Raw genomic sequence first — 16,737 nt, forward strand, 5'->3', positions numbered from 1 at the left:
GAGAGCCGGTCTTACCCTCGTATTCGAGTAAAGAAATGATTTTGTGACTTAGACTCAACGCTGTAAAGCGTTCCTGACACATAAAAATTCGGAGAGACGACCATGGCAAAAAAAGACACGCTCGAAAAATCCGCTGGCAAGGCTTGGTCGAAATGGGGGCCTTATCTCAGCGAACGGCAGTGGGGAACGGTGCGTGAAGATTACAGCGACAATGGCGACGCCTGGAATTATTTTCCGCATTCGCAATCGACATCGCGCGCCTATCGTTGGGGCGAGGACGGCTTGGGCGGCATCAGCGACGATAGTCAGCAGCTTTGTTTCGCGCTGGCGCTTTGGAACGGCCGAGACCCGGTACTGAAAGAGCGTCTGTTCGGTTTGACCGGACCGCAAGGCAATCATGCCGAGGACGTCAAGGAATATTATTACTATCTCGATGCGACGCCGAACCATAGCTATCTGAAATATCTTTATAAATATCCGCAGGCCGCATTTCCCTACAAAGACCTGGTCGAGACGAACGCCGGACGCTCCAAACTCGAATCCGAATATGAATTGATCGATACCGGTATTTTCGAAGAAGATCGTTATTTCGATGTCTTCGTCGAATATGCAAAGGCGGATCCCGAGGATATTCTAATCCGCATCGGCATCGTGAATCGCGGGCCGGACGACGCATCGCTCCGGGTGCTGCCGACGCTGTGGTTTCGCAACACTTGGGCGGGGTCGAATTGGACGGCCAAGCCGCAACTGAACCGGGGCGAAAGCGGAAACGGCGCGAGTGCGGTGTCGGCGAGTCATGCGGAATTAGGCGATTACCAATTGATTGCCGAAGGCGCGCCGGAGTGGTTGTTCGTCGACAATGAAAGCAATAACCGCTTATTGTTCGGTGGCGAAAACCATAGCCCTTATGTCAAGGACGGCATCAACGACTCTATCGTGCTAGGCAAGCAGGATGCCGTGAATCCGGAAGAATTCGGCACGAAAGCCGCGGCCGATTACGCGCTGACCGTTCGGCCTGGCGAAACGAAAACCGTCAAACTGCGCCTGCGGAAAGCGGACGGCGAAGCGAAAACGGCTTTCGAGGACTTCGACGCCATCTTCGAGCAAAGAACCCAAGAAGCGGATGAATTTTATCAGAAGTTGATCGGCGAACTACCGGGCCCGCAAGGGCTTGTGTTGCGGCAGGCTCTGGCGGGCATGATATGGACCAAGCAATATTACGAATTCGATGTCGGCCGTTGGCTCGACGAGCATCACGGTAAGGCTACCCGCAACGGCGATTGGGGGCACATGCGCAATCACGACATCATTTCGATGCCGGACAAGTGGGAATATCCGTGGTATGCGGTTTGGGACTCGGCTTTTCATACCTTGGCGCTGGTATTGGTCGATCCCGATTTCGCGAAGGGGCAGCTCAGCTTGTTTCTTGACGAACGTTATCTACACCCGAACGGTCAGATTCCGGCTTACGAATGGAATTTCAGCGACGTCAATCCGCCGGTACATGCCTGGGCCGTGCGCATGGTCTATCGTATCGATCGCGAGCGCCGGGGCGAGGGCGATATCGACTTTTTGAAGAACGCCTTTGTCGGTTTGGAGCGCAATTTTCATTGGTGGGAAACGCGCAAGGGCCCCGACGGCGATGTTTATCAAGGCGGCTTCTTGGGTTTGGACAATATCGGCGTATTCGACCGTAGCGAACATCTGCCGACCGGCGGCCATATCGAACAGTCGGACGGCACCGCCTGGATGGCGCTCTATGCGCAGAACATGATTCAGATCGGCCTGGAGTTGAGCAAGCACGATCCCGGCTATCAACAAAAGGTTATTGCTTATCTCGATCACTTTTTGGGAATCGCCGCGGCGATGCATGATATCGGCTGCGAACACCGGGATATGTGGGATGACGAAGACGGCTTTTTTTATGATGTGCTGCGTTTCCCGGACGGCAGCTCGACACGTTTAAAAGTACGCTCACTAGTCGGCTTGTTGCCGTTATGTGCGGTGACGGTGATCGAAGCCGATACCTTGGCGCAATTGCCTGAGCTCGCGGCTCGCTATGAAAAACTGGTTCAGCGTAAGGAGCATCTGGCCGAGAACATTTCATGTCCGATGACGCCAGGCATCGAGAATCGCCGCTTGCTGGCGATCTTGGATGAAGAGAAATTAAGGCGCGTGCTGACCCGCCTGCTCGACGAACAAGAGTTTCTAAGCCCTTACGGCATCCGCTCGTTGTCCAAATATCATCAAGATCATCCCTATCAGTTTCATTGGGAGGGTCAAACCCATACGGTCGCTTACATACCGGGCGAGTCCGAAACCTATATGTTCGGCGGCAATTCGAACTGGCGAGGTCCGGTGTGGCTGCCGGCCAATTTATTGATCGTTCAGGCCTTATTGACGATGCACACCTATTACGGCGACGATTTTAAGATGGAATGCCCGACCGGTTCAGGCAACCGGCTCAATCTGTTTCAAATCGCCAAGGAAATTTCATGTCGGCTGATGGATATATTTATGCCCGATCAAAACGGTAGACGGCCGGTCTTCGGTGGCGCCGAAAAGTTTCAGAGCGATCCTCATTTTCGTGATCATCTGTTGTTCTATGAGTATTTTCACGGTGACGACGGTTCGGGTCTGGGGGCCAGTCATCAAACCGGCTGGACCGGAACCCTGGCGACGCTGTTGACGATATTCGGTTCGCTCGATCATGAGGATTTGCTCAAAGGCGGCATGCAGGGAGTCGTCGAAGCATTGGCGGGAATGGACGAAAACACAACTCAGTAAGCGAGGTGACAAAATGAAGGTTTCACATTATCCATCGCTTTATCAAATCAATACACGTGTTCGGCATCGGCGGTTTTGCCTCGATCGGGGTGGGGCCGCCGGCATCGACGACTGGCCGGATGGCGAATGGCAAGGCATTGCCGAACAAGGTTTCGATTGGCTATGGTTGCTGGGCGTTTGGCAAACCGGTCAAGCCGGAGCGCAAGTTTCCCGAAGTCATGAGCCGTGGCAGCAAGGCTTTCAGGCCAGTCTGGCCGACTTGTCCGAAGACGACATCTGCGGCTCTTGCTTCGCGGTAACTAGCTATCGAACGGCGGAGTATCTCGGCGGAGATAAAGCCCTCGCCGGTGTGCGCAAAAAACTGAACGAGCAAGGGTTGAAGCTGATGCTCGATTTCGTGCCGAATCACACGGCATTGGACCATCCCTGGGTTCGGGAACACCCGGAATTTTATATTCAAGGCTCGAATGAAGATCTCGAGCGCGAACCGCAAAATTATATCGAGCTCGAAAGTAAGCAGGGTAAACAAGTCTTTGCTTACGGCCGCGATCCTTATTTCGACGGCTGGCCCGATACGCTGCAACTTGACTACAGCAATCCGAAAGTACAGGAGTCGATGATCGCCGAATTGCTTGCCGTTGCCGAATGCTGCGACGGCGTGCGCTGCGACATGGCGATGTTGATTTTACCGGAAGTGTTCGATAGAACCTGGGGAAAATCGATAGAGCCGTTTTGGCCGAAGGCGATCGCGGCGGTACGCGAGCGTTTTCCGGATTTCGTGTTATTGGCCGAAGTCTATTGGGATCTCGAATGGACGCTGCAGCAACAAGGCTTCGATTTTACTTACGACAAACGGCTTTACGACCGGCTTAGAGACCGGGTAGCCTGCCCGGTGCGCGAACATTTGGTCGCGGGTCTCGATTTTCAGAGCAAACTGGCACGTTTTCTCGAAAACCACGACGAACCGCGCGCCGCGCATACGTTTCCGCCGGAGGTTCACGAAGCCGCGGCGATCGTCACTTTTCTTTCGCCGGGCTTACGTTTTTTTCATGACGATCAATTGACCGGTAACAGCGTACATATTCCGATTCATCTGTGCCGTGGGCCCGAGGAGACCGCCGATCAACGCTTGAGCGAGTTTTACAGCGGTTTATTGCAGACTTTGCAAAGACCGGTGTTTAGAAGCGGCGAATGGGCATTGGCGGACTGCCGTCCGGCCGAAGACGGCAACGAATCCTGGCGGAATTTCATCGGTTATCGATGGCGATCGGTCGATGAAACGGTCTGGGTCGCCGTCAACTATGCCGCTCAGCCGGGCCAGTGCCGTCTTGAAGGAGCGCAGATACCGAAAAACGAAAATAACACGCAAGTCCTGTTGAGTTCGCAGCCGCAGAAGCCGGGCGTCGAAATGAACGAAGAGGGCATTCGGTTCGACTTTCCGGCGTGGGGCTATCGTGTTTTTACGTTGCCGGACTGACGAGTCAAATATGAACTCGTCGAACGATAGCCGGCACCGCGCCGCGCGCGTCGTAATCATCGGCGGCGTTTCCGGTTGCGGAAAATCGACGGTCGGCAGGGCGCTGGCCGAATATTTAGGTTGGTCCTTCATTGAAGGCGATGCGTTTCATTCCGAAGCGAATATAGAAAAAATGCGGCGCGGCGAGGCGCTGGACGATAACGACCGACGACCCTGGCTGGAAAGCTTGCACAACGAAATCATCTATCATCTCGATCGGGGTATTTCGGCGGTGATGGCTTGTTCGGCATTGAAGGCAAGTTACCGCGACATATTGTGCGGGGACGAAGTTAACGTGAGCTTTGTCTTCTTGAGTTGTAGCCGGGAAAGTCTGCATCGACGTTTGACGACACGGCAAGGCCATTTCCTGGGCGCCGAATTGCTCGATAGCCAGCTCGCGACCTTTGAATCGTCTCACGACATTCTTTTAATCGACAGCGAACAAGCCGTCGAAACGCTGGTTGAATCGATCGCGGATTGGCTGGCTTATTCTGGGAGCGAATGCGATGAAACATGACACCGAAATACTGCTGACCGGTTTGGCCTTTCCTGAAGCGCCGCGTTGGCGCGGCGATCGGCTTTGGTTTACCGATCAGCATGCGCGGCGTGTGATGACCGTGAAAACCGACGGACAGGCCGAGTGTATACTCGAAACCGACGATCTGCCGGGCGGACTGACTTGGCTGCCTGACGGAACGCCTTTGGTCGTTGCGATGACCGAGCGTGCCGTCTATAAGCTCGAAGACCGAGCCTGGACGCGATATGCCGATTTGTCCGCATTGGCACCGTTTCATTGCAACGACATGATCGCGACAGCCGGCGGCCGCGCTTATGTCGGCAACTTCGGTTACGATTTGCACGGCGGCGCGCCGCAAGCCAAGACTCATTTGATAGCGGTCGAAACGGACGGCAGTTGCCGGATCGCCGCCGAAGGCTTGCTGTTTCCGAACGGTTGCGTGATCACGCCGGACGGCGCGACATTGATCGTTGCCGAAACTTTCGCAGCGCGCTTGACCTCATTCACGATCGGCGAGGACGGCTTGTTACGAGACGCCCGAACTTGGGCCGATTTAAGCGAGTCAACGCCGGACGGTATTTGTCTCGACGACGAAGGCGCGATCTGGGTTGCCAGTCCCGGAACCGGCGAAGTGATCCGGGTCGAACAGGGTGGCAAAATATTGACCCGTATCAACCCGTTGGGCGTCCCTTATGCTTGCATGTTGGGCGGTCCCGGGCGCCGGACTTTGTTTATCACGACTTCCGAAACGGACGATCCCGATAATGCCAACAGTCTGAAATCGGGGCGCATCGAAATGGTCGAAGTCGATGTGCCGGGTGCGGGTTGGCCTTGATTTTCCATTAATCCATTACCTGAGTTCAGATTAACAAACCCATTCAGTATCAGACATGGCTTCCAGAAGACCTATGCAGGACTTCCGCTACGCTTCAACGGGTTACTTGGTAATTACGTGGCCTGTATGCGCCTTCAGGCCCAGAATGTCCTGATCTTTGGTTGTAGAAACTTGCTAATCAGGTAACTTGTTAGCAAGATGACAATAGGCACATGCCCTGCTAGACTCATCCCATGAAGCAGATTAACTGGAATGCGGAAAAGAACCAGCAGTTGATGGGCGAGCGCGGAGTTTCCTTCGAAGATGTCCTGTTCGCTCTTCAATCCGGTGGTTTACTTGATGATGGGCCTCATCCCAGCAGGGACAAGTACCCGAATCAGAGGCTGTTTGTGGTTCGAATTGATGATTATGCCTGGCTGGTGCCGTATGTTGAGAATGATAAAGAATTGTTTCTCAAGACGATTATTCCCAGTCGCAAGGCTACCAAGAAATTTCTAGGGGATTAGTATGGACAAGATTAAATTAGATCCAGAAGAACAAGAGCTGCTTGATGCATATGAGTCTGGGGACTTTAGGTCAGATCTGGATGTTGCTCGTCGGGAGTATCTCACCCAGGCAGCGGAAGAAACACTCAAGAAAGATAAACGGATCAATATCCGTATCTCCAGCCGTGATCTGGAGGCACTTCAGCGCAGAGCGTTAGAAGAAGGTCTTTCATACCAGTCTTTGGTGTCTAGTGTCCTGCACAAGTATGTCTCCGGCGGACTTAAGGACATCACTGCGAACAAGTCAGACCAGCGGACGCGCTAATGCGCGCCGCTGTCTTCTGCATCATGCTTTACAGGGGAGCTAAGATGCGCCTCTTGATACCTATGTCGTTTCTCTTCGCCGCATGAAGCGAAACAGGATTTTTCGGCAGGCCGTTTCAGCAAGGACAATATTGATCAGCATATCGCCGAGTCATTTGTGGAATGACTTATAGCTTTATTTCTACCGAGAGTTACAAAAAACGCGCTCGGCGTTTTGCAAAGCAACACCCTGAATTAAAAGAGCAATACCGAAAAACCTTGCAATTACTGTCTCAAACCCCTTTTCATCCGGCGCTTCGTTTACATGCTCTAAAAGAAAAATTAGCCGATTTGCATTCGGTATCTATTAATCTCAGCTATCGGATAACCATTGAAATGATCATTTCCGAAAAAGAGATCATTTTGGTTAATGTCGGTAGTCATGATGAGGTATATCAAGGTTGATCGGTTTACCGGCTTCCTTTTTTTCATAGCGATGGGTCTGGGTAACGAATGCTACATATTCTATGTGGTCTAGCGCACATACTCAGTAGCGATCAGTAGGATACCATTCGCCTTGTTTATGTTTGAAAGCTATACCCTTTGCCAGTCAAATTTCGGCGTCGGGGTGCCCGTCAAAGGACGCCGTGAATACGTCCATGTAGGCTCTATGACAGCATCCATGCTGCCAAAGCCTTTGCCGAACACCCCGACGCCTCCATACGCTAATGCCGAAATTTGAAGTGCGATAGGTATATTTTATCGACTGTTTTTGAAATCGGTTTCTGCTTACCAACTTAAGCCTATTTGCTCATGTAGACTAAGCCATTCCTGAAAGGCACGTACCTCATTCAGTTCTGTCTTGCGTCGGTAACAATCGGAGCTGAAACAGAGTATTTCTTGGAAGAATTAATGAAACCGACAGCATCCCACCTCGTGAAATCGCAAACCAAAGCGTCAAGCGGAATCGCCGGTTTCGATAACATCACCGGCGGAGGTTTACCGCTTGGACGCACAACGCTGCTGGTTGGCGGACCTGGCTCCGGCAAAACCATCTTCGCGCTCCAATTTTTGGTGCATGGCGCGCAGGATTGCGACGAACCGGGTATCTTTGTGGCTTTTGAGGAGACTTCACCGCGCATCATCGCCAATGCCGAAAGTTTCGGCTGGAAGCTCGATGAGTTGCAGGAGAAAAGCCTGTATTTCATGGATGCCCAGCCTTCGCCGGACCTGGTCCAGTCCGGCGATTTCGACCTGGGCGGCATGTTGGCGGCATTGGAAAGTCAGATCAAGGAAATGGGCGCACGGCGCATCTTGTTCGATGCGCTAGATATTTTGTTGCTGCTGCTACCCGATCAGACGGCCATCAGGCGGGAGATCTACCGCTTACATGAATGGTTATCGGTACACGAAATGACCGGCCTGATCACCTTGAAGGCCGACGGCGATCAGACCAGTAGCATCAGCCAGCAGCCATTCGGCTTCATGCACTTCATGGTGGACTGCGCGGTGATACTCAGTCACAACGTTGAGTTCGGGGTGTCGCAACGCAGTCTTCGGGTGCAGAAATATCGCGGCTCCAGCTTCGACGAAAACGAGTCGCCTTTCCTGATCGACTGGTCCAAGGGCGAGGGCACCACACTGGTCTGCACCAGTCTGCTCGACGAGATGTCCGACCAGGTGGAGAGCAGCTCGCAGTTGCAGATATCGGCGCTTGTGGACACCTGGATCCACCTCAGCTATCTGGTACAGGCCGGGGAACGCAACCGGGGTTTATCCATCGTCAAGTCGCGCGGTATGGCGCATTCGAACCAGGTACGCGAGTTAATTCTCAGCGATGCCGGGGTGACCCTGGCCGACACCTATACCGCAGGTGGCGAGGTGCTAATGGGAACCTTACGCTGGGAAAAGGAACGCGCCGAGCGTGTTGTACACGAGGCCGCCGAAGCCGCTGCAAAACTAAAGCGCGTGAAACTGGAAGCCGAGGAGGCCGATCTTGAGGTGCGCTTGAAATCGCTACAGGCCGAACTGTCGGCTAAACAGATCGAAAAAGACTTGCTGGTCCGCGACACCCTCAGTCACGAGGGCGAGATTTCGGAAAGCCGTACCCGGATACAAGAATTGCGCGGAGCTGATGGCGAAACCATGGCAGGGGAGAATCCATAATGACCCAACACCAGATCTTCGATTTCCGGCTCTATGTCGCAGGCGACGCGCTCAACTCCGCGCAGGCACTGGCCAATCTTACCAATCTTTGCCGGATCCACCTTCCGGATCGGCACCGGGTCGAAGTGGTGGATGTGTATCTGGAGCCGAAACGGGCGCTGGCGGACGGCATTTTCATGACACCGACCCTGGTTAAGCTCACTCCCTCGCCTACCAGAAAAATCGTCGGCAGCCTTAACCTGATGCACCCCTTGTTACTGAGTTTGGGACTGGCAATCCAGGGTAAACGCATTAAAACAGCATATAAAATCAAACGGTTACAATGCGTAGTGTTTTCAGTAATTTCATAGCGGCAGCCTTTATTGCCACAAAACAAAAAGCTAACAAATAAAATGTTATGCAAGCTTAGGTTGAATAGTCATAACATATTGATATGGCATTTATTTTAATGCGTTTACCCTGACTGGCAATCCCTGCCTCATGAACAGCGGGTCTCCAGCCGAGGGCGCCAATGAAGAAATTGTCGCCTTGATCGAATCGCTACACCGCACCGGCCAACGTCTGGAGGAACTGACCGCGGGCGAAGTGGATACGGTGTCGGACAGCAGCGGCCGGACCTTCTTGTTACAAAGTGCCCAGGAACACTTGCGACTCAGCGAGGCCGCCAAGCAGGCAGCCATCCTCAATGCACTGCCGGCGAATATCGCTTTGCTCAATGCCCAAGGCATTATCATCTCGGTAAATCAGGCCTGGCAACGATTTGCCGGCGAGAATGCCTTCCCGTACACCGGCTTCGGCATCGGCCTCAATTATCTGCAAATTTGCGACAGTGCCCAAGGTGAAGGTGCGTCAGAGGCTCATCAGGCGGCTGAGGCCATTCGTTCGATATTAACTGGCAGCATAACAAGCTTCTCGCTGGAATATCCCTGCCATTCGCCCACGGAACAACGCTGGTTTCTGATGACGGTAACCCCGATGGACGACAATCGTTCCAAGGGTGCCGTGGTCATGCATATGGATGTGACGGCACAACGGCAGACCAAGGAAGATCTGCGCGCGAGCGAATTGCGCTTTCGCCAGATGGCGGAAAACATCGGTGACGTCTTCTTTTTACTGGATGCCGTTGACAGCCGCATGCTGTACGTCAGCCCGGCTTATGAAGTAATCTGGGGGCACAGCTGCGAAAGTCTGTATAAAAATCCGCAATCATGGATGGAAACCGTTCACCCGGACGACCAGGCAGCGACTTACAAGACCTATCGGAAATCACTGATGGCAGTCGATGCCAATTTTCAGTTCCGAATTGTGCGCCATGACGGCTCGATTCGCTGGATCGAAGTGAAAAGCTATCCGGTCCGCGACGACGATGGTTCGCTGGTTCGTATCGCCGGCCTTGCCAAGGACATTACCGAGTACAAGGCAGCCGAAGCCAAAATCGCTTACCTGAACCGGGTATATGCCATGTTGAGCGACATCAACGCTCTGATCGTGCGCGAACATGACCGCGACAACCTGTTCAAGGAAGCCTGCCGGATTGCGGTCGAAGCAGGCGGCTTCCGCATGTCCTTGATTGTCATCATGGATCGGGGTTTGAAGCGGTTTATCCCGATTGCTTCGGCAGGTGGCGACGAGGCTCTACTGGTAGCCATCAAAGGTATCTTATCATCGAGCGAGAAGGTGCAAAAAAGCATGGTGGTTCGGGCGATACAGGAAAAGACGGCCGTCGTCTCCAACGACTCACAAAACGACCCCAAGGTGCTGTTAGGCGGGAAGTACGCCGAATTCAGCGTCCGCTCGATGGCAATCTTGCCCTTGATTGTTGCCGATGAAGTGGTCGGCGTATTCGCGCTTTACGCCAGCGAGATAGGGTTCTTCCGTGAAGAAGAGATGGCGCTGTTGACGGAACTGGCCGGCGACATCGCCTTCGCCATCGATCACATCGCCAAGCGGGAACGGCTGGATTATCTAGCCTACTACGACGAACTCACTGGGCTGGCGAACCGCAGGCTGTTTCTTGAGCGGGTGGCGCAGTACATGAGTAGCGCGATCGGCGGCGAGCACAAACTGGCCGTGTTGCTGATCGATCTTGAGCGCTTCAAGAACATCAACAACAGTCTGGGCCAGTTGGGCGGCGATGCGCTGTTGAAGCAGGTGGCGGAGTGGCTGACCGCTAACGCCGGAGAGGCCAGCCTGATCGCGCGGATGGGTGCGGACCACTTTGCGGTGGTGTTGCCGAAAGTCACGCAGGATGTCGATGTCGTCCGGCTGATCGAGAAAACCCTGGCAACCTTTCAGGAGCATCAATTCCACTTGCATGACGCTGTATTCCGGATTGCCATCAAGATTGGCGCGACCTTATTCCCGGACGACGGCGCCAGTGCCGATACCTTGGTCAGGAACGCTGAGGCCGCGCTCAAAAAAGCCAAGACCAGCGGCTTTCCCTACTTGTTTTACACGCAGAAAATGACCGAAGCCATGGCACATAAGCTGTCGCTGGAGAATCAGCTGCGCCAGGCGCTAGATAACGAAGAATTCGTGCTGCATTACCAACCCAAGGTGAATCTGGCCAGCGGCAAGCTGACCAGTGCCGAGGCGCTGATCCGCTGGAACGATCCGCGCACCGGCCTGGTGCCGCCGGCCCGGTTTATCCCTATCCTGGAAGAAACCGGATTGATCAATGATGTCGGCCGCTGGGCGCTCCACAAAGCTATCGACGACTATCTGCGCTGGCACAACGCGGGGCTGGCCGCCGTGCGCGTTGCGGTCAACGTCTCGCCGCTGCAACTGCGCGATCGCGGGTTTTCCGGTCAAATCCTGCAGGCTATCGACATTCACGAACAGGCGCCTTTTGGACTGGAACTGGAAATCACCGAAAGCCTGATCATGGCCGATGTCAAACACAGTATCGCCAGCCTGCAAACCATACGCGCCATGGGCATCAGCATCGCCATCGATGATTTCGGCACCGGCTTTTCGTCGCTCAGCTACCTGTCCAAATTGCCGGTGGATACCCTGAAGATAGACCGCTCGTTCGTGATCGAGATGACCGAATCAAGCGAGGGACTATTGCTGGTATCCACCATTATCAATCTGGCGCATTCGCTGAAGCTCAAGGTTGTGGCGGAAGGTGTGGAAACCGAAGAACAAGCGAGTATGCTCCGGCGGTTGCACTGCGACGAAATGCAAGGCTATTTATTCAGTAAACCTGTGCCTGGCGAGATTTTCGAAACCCGATTCCTGTCGCCGCTGCTGTTAAAGTAATTCCTGATTAGCAAGATGCTTCAGCTTGCTAATCAGATTTTGTTTTATGCATGTGGGAGCGCCGACTTCGGTACGATAAGGAATAGGCATGAAATAATTTGGATAATATCACCCTCTTCCTTTGGGAGAGGGAATAAAAAAGCCAAAGTTATTTCGTGCCTACTCCTAAGCGGAGCCGGAAGCGCTTATCTGCCCGCACCGTTCGCGGCCGGGTGGCGGCTCCCACAAACTGCCCGCCCCGCGCCGACGTGCTGGGTTCGGGTTGGCCTTGATTTTCCATTAAACCATAAAAAAGAGGAGAGACAATTATGCCGCTTATTATCGAGAAATCATTGGCCGGGCAGCGTGCTCTAGTGACCGGAAGTAGCTCCGGCATTGGCGCGGCGATTGCCGCCGCATTGGCCGAAGCGGGCGCGCGCGTGGCGATCAATTATATGTCCGATGCCGAGGGGGCGGGGGAGATAGTGGATCAAATACAAGCCTTGGGCGGCGAAGCGATTGCGGTTCAGGCCGATGTCAGCCAAGAGGATCAAGTGATTGCGATGTTTCAACAGGTCATCGGGACTTGGGGCAGTCTCGATATTTTGGTCAACAATGCGGGCATACAGCTTGATGCGCCGTTTGTCGAGATGACCTTGAAACAATGGGAAACCGTGATGGCGGTCAATCTGACCGGGCAGTTTTTGTGCGCCCGAGAAGCGGTCAAGGAGTTTCTTCGCCGAGGCGTGGTGCCGGAATTGTCCTGTTCGGCCGGCAAGATTATTTGCAATTCCTCGGTGCATGACATCATTCCTTGGGCCGGACACGTCAATTATTCCGCCTCTAAGGGCGGCCTGTTGATGTTCATGAAGAGTCTGGCTCAGGAAGTCGCTCATGACAAGATTAGGGTCAATGCGGTGTCGCCGGGCGCGATCAAAACACCGATCAATCGTAGCGCCTGGGAAACCCCCGAGGCGGAAGCCGATTTACTGAAACTGATTCCGTACGAACGCGTCGGGGAACCGGCCGATATTGCCCGTGCCGTGGTTTGGCTCGCATCCGATGCTTCCGATTACGTAGTCGGCACAACGCTGTATATCGATGGCGGCATGACGCTCTATCCGGGCTTTCGCGAAGGCGGGTAAATTTATCGCGCAGAGGCGCAGAGTTTTCAGTTTAATGATTGCAGGTATGTTAATTGCAGCGGGTGCGCCCCATACGCATCAAGCTAAGCAAAGATCCCCGCTGCTAAATCGCTACCGACCTCTTCCGGCGTTTGAGTTAAAAGGGGGGTAAATAAGGACTCCGTCGAAATTAATAACTGGGATTACTAAATAAGCCATCCGCACCGTCCGCGCGCCCCGGTTTTCCTCCTGGCGTGAAAACATCGAACAGCATTCTAATGCCGATCTGACCGGTGAATTCGAGACGCCCGGTTTTATTGCGTCCCTCGTCCAATTCAGGCTGCAATCCGAAGGTAACATCGAGATTCAAATAATCACTCGGCAGCCAACGGATACCGAATTGCGATGCATACTTCGGTTCGTTCAAAACCAAAGGGTCGCCGGCAAAGACTTCACCGATCAAACGAGCTTCCGGATGAAAGGCTTCCAAATCGAAACCGATGCCCCAGTAAGGCGTGATGCGCTGCGGCCCGCCCCGCTCTCTATCCATGCGGGCTCCATAATTCGTGTGCAGCATCAATTTATCGTCATTGAAGCGCCAAGTCGACATGCCGATGATGTAATAATTGCTACCGACATCGTGCATATCGCCGCGCCCGGTATCGAATGTCGCTCCGGCACCGAACGCGAACCCCGGCATAATGCTGTCGATTTCCGCTTTATTGAATAATATTTTGGTTTGAAAGGCGGGGTTGGAATAGGTCAATTCGTCATTGCTATCCCGGCCAACGCCTACACCGGCAATCAGCTCCAACCATTGGTTGACCGACGTGCCTATCATGACATTGTATGCCGGAAAAGGAGACCAATCGCCGCCGACATGACCGGCTTCAAGCCAAGTTTCGGCTTCGACTTGTCCTTCATCGACAATGCGTGCATCGTCGGTTACAAAAGGCCGAACGGCTTTCGATTCGGTTGCGAGCATACTCAATACGGCAGCGATAAGGATTGAAATATTTCGTCGAGTGCCGTTGTTGGCGTTTGAAGTATTTTGGATTATTTCGATTGCATGTATCTGTTTCATGATGGCCTCCATTGCTATGAATTCAAGATAAAAGTGATATGTGTAAAATTACTTGACCGACTATCCGCTAATAATCGGTCGTTTGAAAAGCACTTGAAGATTGACGAATGCGTTCGATGTCGCTGCGATTGAGCGATCGATTTAATGCGGGGTGTAAAATGATGGAAGTCATGATTTTCTCCAAAAGCATGCGTCAATTCGCACGCGCGGGAGAACGCCTCGATTTATGAGGAGATTCTGACAGCGGGCAAAGGAAGCAAGCTCAGTGGTTTGAGTTGGTGTTTGAAATATCGACTATGGCTTTCCATTGAAGATTCTTTGAATTGAACTTGCGTTATGGTAGCAATCCACTGCCGTGCCAATCCTGAATTTTTCTTCAGAATTACCCTCTACTAAATGGCTCAAGGTAAACTGATAATCGGTTTTTGAAAGCAAGCTGAGCGGATCAAAAGCGCCAAAATGACGGTTATCGAATGAGTATTTTATTGGTTGAAGACGATAGAAAAGCGTCCGGTCTTTTAATACGGGGCCTGACCGAAGAAGGTTTTGCAGTCGATCCGGCATACTCGGTCGAGGAAGCCGAACAGTGCCTGCGCATACAGGAGTATCGCTTGATTATTTTAGATTGGTTTTTGCCGGGCAAGCAGGGTGTTGCTTGGTGTGAAGAACTCCGGCAACAAGGCGTGCGAGTGCCGATTTTGATGCTCACCGCCCGAGATGCCTTGCAAGACCGGGTCGAAGGGCTCGACGCCGGTGCCGACGATTACTTGACTAAACCGTTTGCGTTCGAGGAACTGTTGGCGAGAACCCGCGCCTTATTGCGCCGTTCGGACATTGGTCAACAGACAAGTCTTGAGGTGGCCGACCTCATATTGGATACACAAACGCGCCGGGTAACCAGGGGCCAGTTGATTATCAATTTGACCCAAAAGGAATACGCCATTCTGGAAATGTTAATGCGTCGCGTAGATAGGGTAGTAAGCCGAAACGAACTTGCGGAATCGCTATGGAGCAACGACCATATTGGCCTGAATAATCTGATCGACGCTCATATTCGCAATTTGCGCCGGAAAATCGATCGCCCGGGCGTTACGCAACTCATCCATACGGTTCGCGGCCGAGGATTCCGACTGATAACAAGCGGTGCCGACGATGCTTAAATTTAGAACGCGGCTCATCTTGAGTCACCTGGCCGTTATTGTTGTCATCCTGACAAGCGTTGGTTTTGCCGCTTACTGGATGCTTTCCCGAGCGGTGTATAACCAACTCGATGCGGCTTTGTTGGTCGTCGCGGAAACGGAAGCAGCGGTGTTGTCGTCGAGTCCGTACCGAGCCATCAAGCTTAACGATACCTTGTCGGGTTCCGATAGGCTCTCTTTTGCTCGTATCGACCGATTGATACAGGTTGTAGATAGCGAGGGCAAGGTACTGGCCCAGAGTGCCAACTTAGGGAATACGCAACTACCGGTACCGGCCAACCTATCGGCAATGTTCGCGAATAGTGAAACTGTCTTTGAAACGCTGTTCTCGTTCGGCGACGAACCGGTGCGCATGGTGTCGATGCCGATCGATCGGCTGGATACGCCCGTAATCGTACAAGTGGCCGGATCGTTGGACGATGTTCACAATGTATTAAATGTCGCCAGCTTGCTTTTCGTGATGATGACGCTCGGTTTACTCACTGCAGTAGCCGGTGTCGGGTTGTCGTTGACCCGCAAGGCGTTTCAAGCGATTGAAAATATCGTTCAGCGAGCGCAGCACATCAATGAAGCTAATTTAAACGAGCGCTTGCCGCATCCGGGAAGTCGAGATGAAATCGGAAACCTAGTAGACACACTGAATGAAATGCTCGATCGTATCGAGCGTAGCTTTGAAGTGCAGCGCCGATTCACGGCCGATGCCTCTCACGAGCTGCGTTCGCCGTTATCGCGATTGCGCACGGAGCTTGAAATCAGTCTGCGCCGTTCCCGCGATCCGTCGGAATATCATGAAACCTTGCAATCTTGTATGGATGAAGTCGAACGATTGACCTTGATTGTCGAGGAGTTGCTCGTTCTTGCTCGCATGGATGCCGGTCTGGAGCGTGGCTCGACAGAAACGGTTTCTCTGAATGCGATCGTCGAAGCGACAGTCAAGCGCATGCAATCGATGGCCGGCAAACGCGATGTGCAAATTATCGCCGAGCCGATGCCGCAGGTCGTCACCAATATGGCTTATGGATCGGTCGATCTGATTCTGACCAACTTACTGGATAACGCCGTGAAATTTTCTCCGCCCGGCGGCCGCGTTTCGGTTCGTTTGGCCGTTACAGAAAACAAGGCGGCGCTTAGCGTTTGCGATAACGGGCCAGGTATTGATCAGGATGAGCAGCAACGAATCTTTGAGCGATTTTATCGTGGTTCGGTTGCTTCAACGAGGCATGTTGCCGGAGCGGGTCTAGGTTTGGCGCTTTCGCAAGCCATTGCATGCGGTCATGGAGGCTATATCGAAATGACAAATAATGATGAAGGCGGATCTGTTTTTATTTTCAAATTTCCGTTGGTTCGCTAATGAGGCTTTGAAAATATTGGCGAATACAGCATAAAAATTTATTCACCATGAAGAACATGAAGGCAATGAAGAAAAAGACTATAAAATCAATAGTCTAATTCTTCATATCACTTGATCGGTAAATGAGTTC

At 52.9% G+C, this 16,737-nt stretch carries 14 protein-coding genes; 13 read left to right on the plus strand and 1 reads right to left on the minus strand.

From position 1 onward, the window contains the following. Positions 1 to 102: 102 nt before the first annotated feature. The 11 genes from METBU_RS0101775 (at position 103) to METBU_RS0101825 (ending at position 12,994) form a co-directional block, all read left to right on the plus strand. Positions 103 to 2,787 carry an MGH1-like glycoside hydrolase domain-containing protein gene (locus METBU_RS0101775; protein WP_017838987.1) on the plus strand — a complete coding sequence of 895 codons (2,685 nt, stop codon included), beginning with the start codon at positions 103 to 105 and terminating at the stop codon, positions 2,785 to 2,787. Between the two features lie 13 nt (positions 2,788 to 2,800). Further along, positions 2,801 to 4,264: an alpha-amylase family glycosyl hydrolase gene (locus tag METBU_RS0101780; protein WP_017838988.1), complete on the plus strand. Its 1,464-nt coding sequence runs from the start codon at positions 2,801 to 2,803 to the stop codon at positions 4,262 to 4,264. A gap of 10 nt (positions 4,265 to 4,274) precedes the next feature. Next, entirely contained in the window at positions 4,275 to 4,820 is a 546-nt protein-coding gene (locus tag METBU_RS0101785; RefSeq protein ID WP_017838989.1) for a gluconokinase, read from the plus strand. Continuing rightward, entirely contained in the window at positions 4,810 to 5,655 is an 846-nt protein-coding gene (locus METBU_RS0101790; RefSeq protein ID WP_017838990.1) for an SMP-30/gluconolactonase/LRE family protein, read from the plus strand. Before METBU_RS0101785 ends, METBU_RS0101790 begins: the two co-directional genes overlap by 11 nt. 233 nt (positions 5,656 to 5,888) lie before the next feature. Next, entirely contained in the window at positions 5,889 to 6,161 is a 273-nt protein-coding gene (locus METBU_RS0101795; protein WP_017838991.1) for a BrnT family toxin, read from the plus strand. A gap of 1 nt (position 6,162) precedes the next feature. Next, a complete protein-coding gene (locus tag METBU_RS0101800) occupies positions 6,163 to 6,465 on the plus strand; it encodes a CopG family antitoxin (protein ID WP_014148174.1) in 303 nt (100 codons plus the stop codon). Positions 6,466 to 6,626: 161 nt separating this feature from the next. Beyond that, positions 6,627 to 6,908, plus strand: coding sequence for a type II toxin-antitoxin system RelE/ParE family toxin (locus METBU_RS0101805; protein WP_017838992.1), 282 nt, complete (start codon positions 6,627 to 6,629; stop codon positions 6,906 to 6,908). A gap of 447 nt (positions 6,909 to 7,355) precedes the next feature. After that, entirely contained in the window at positions 7,356 to 8,609 is a 1,254-nt protein-coding gene (locus METBU_RS0101810; protein WP_017838993.1) for an ATPase domain-containing protein, read from the plus strand. Then, positions 8,609 to 8,959, plus strand: a complete 351-nt coding sequence (locus tag METBU_RS23080) for a circadian clock KaiB family protein (protein WP_017838994.1) — start codon at positions 8,609 to 8,611, stop codon at positions 8,957 to 8,959. Before METBU_RS0101810 ends, METBU_RS23080 begins: the two co-directional genes overlap by 1 nt. A 130-nt stretch (positions 8,960 to 9,089) precedes the next feature. Next, the gene (locus METBU_RS0101820) at positions 9,090 to 11,870 is read left to right on the plus strand and encodes a bifunctional diguanylate cyclase/phosphodiesterase (RefSeq protein WP_017838995.1); all 2,781 of its coding nucleotides are present in this window, start codon (positions 9,090 to 9,092) and stop codon (positions 11,868 to 11,870) included. A gap of 308 nt (positions 11,871 to 12,178) precedes the next feature. Next, positions 12,179 to 12,994, plus strand: coding sequence for a glucose 1-dehydrogenase (locus METBU_RS0101825; RefSeq protein WP_017838996.1), 816 nt, complete (start codon positions 12,179 to 12,181; stop codon positions 12,992 to 12,994). A 169-nt stretch (positions 12,995 to 13,163) separates the two neighbouring features. On the opposite strand, the gene METBU_RS0101830 is transcribed toward METBU_RS0101825, so the two are convergent. Next, positions 13,164 to 14,057 (minus strand): hypothetical protein, encoded by an 894-nt coding sequence (locus METBU_RS0101830; protein WP_017838997.1) that lies wholly within the window; start codon positions 14,055 to 14,057, stop codon positions 13,164 to 13,166. A 473-nt stretch (positions 14,058 to 14,530) separates the two neighbouring features. Between METBU_RS0101830 and METBU_RS0101840 the strand changes: the two genes are divergently transcribed. Further along, positions 14,531 to 15,217 (plus strand): response regulator transcription factor, encoded by a 687-nt coding sequence (locus METBU_RS0101840; RefSeq protein ID WP_014148181.1) that lies wholly within the window; start codon positions 14,531 to 14,533, stop codon positions 15,215 to 15,217. Further along, positions 15,210 to 16,607 carry an ATP-binding protein gene (locus tag METBU_RS0101845; RefSeq protein ID WP_017838999.1) on the plus strand — a complete coding sequence of 466 codons (1,398 nt, stop codon included), beginning with the start codon at positions 15,210 to 15,212 and terminating at the stop codon, positions 16,605 to 16,607. Before METBU_RS0101840 ends, METBU_RS0101845 begins: the two co-directional genes overlap by 8 nt. The last annotated feature ends 130 nt before the right edge of the window (positions 16,608 to 16,737 follow it).

The organism is Methylotuvimicrobium buryatense 5G (assembly GCF_000341735.1).
GTDB classification, from domain to species: Bacteria; Pseudomonadota; Gammaproteobacteria; order Methylococcales; family Methylomonadaceae; genus Methylotuvimicrobium; species Methylotuvimicrobium buryatense.

Bases quoted from the DNA above. Each gene is read 5' to 3' on its own strand.
- METBU_RS0101840 (WP_014148181.1), top strand. From the start codon at position 14,531: ATGAGTATTTTATTGGTTGAAGACGATAGAAAAGCGTCCGGTCTTTTA.
- METBU_RS0101800 (WP_014148174.1), top strand. From the start codon at position 6,163: ATGGACAAGATTAAATTAGATCCAGAAGAACAAGAGCTGCTTGATGCA.
- METBU_RS0101830 (WP_017838997.1), bottom strand. From the start codon at position 14,057: ATGAAACAGATACATGCAATCGAAATAATCCAAAATACTTCAAACGCC.
- METBU_RS0101845 (WP_017838999.1), top strand. From the start codon at position 15,210: ATGCTTAAATTTAGAACGCGGCTCATCTTGAGTCACCTGGCCGTTATT.
- METBU_RS0101775 (WP_017838987.1), top strand. From the start codon at position 103: ATGGCAAAAAAAGACACGCTCGAAAAATCCGCTGGCAAGGCTTGGTCG.
- METBU_RS0101780 (WP_017838988.1), top strand. From the start codon at position 2,801: ATGAAGGTTTCACATTATCCATCGCTTTATCAAATCAATACACGTGTT.
- METBU_RS0101805 (WP_017838992.1), top strand. From the start codon at position 6,627: ATGACTTATAGCTTTATTTCTACCGAGAGTTACAAAAAACGCGCTCGG.
- METBU_RS0101795 (WP_017838991.1), top strand. From the start codon at position 5,889: ATGAAGCAGATTAACTGGAATGCGGAAAAGAACCAGCAGTTGATGGGC.
- METBU_RS0101825 (WP_017838996.1), top strand. From the start codon at position 12,179: ATGCCGCTTATTATCGAGAAATCATTGGCCGGGCAGCGTGCTCTAGTG.
- METBU_RS0101820 (WP_017838995.1), top strand. From the start codon at position 9,090: ATGAACAGCGGGTCTCCAGCCGAGGGCGCCAATGAAGAAATTGTCGCC.
- METBU_RS23080 (WP_017838994.1), top strand. From the start codon at position 8,609: ATGACCCAACACCAGATCTTCGATTTCCGGCTCTATGTCGCAGGCGAC.
- METBU_RS0101790 (WP_017838990.1), top strand. From the start codon at position 4,810: ATGAAACATGACACCGAAATACTGCTGACCGGTTTGGCCTTTCCTGAA.
- METBU_RS0101810 (WP_017838993.1), top strand. From the start codon at position 7,356: ATGAAACCGACAGCATCCCACCTCGTGAAATCGCAAACCAAAGCGTCA.
- METBU_RS0101785 (WP_017838989.1), top strand. From the start codon at position 4,275: ATGAACTCGTCGAACGATAGCCGGCACCGCGCCGCGCGCGTCGTAATC.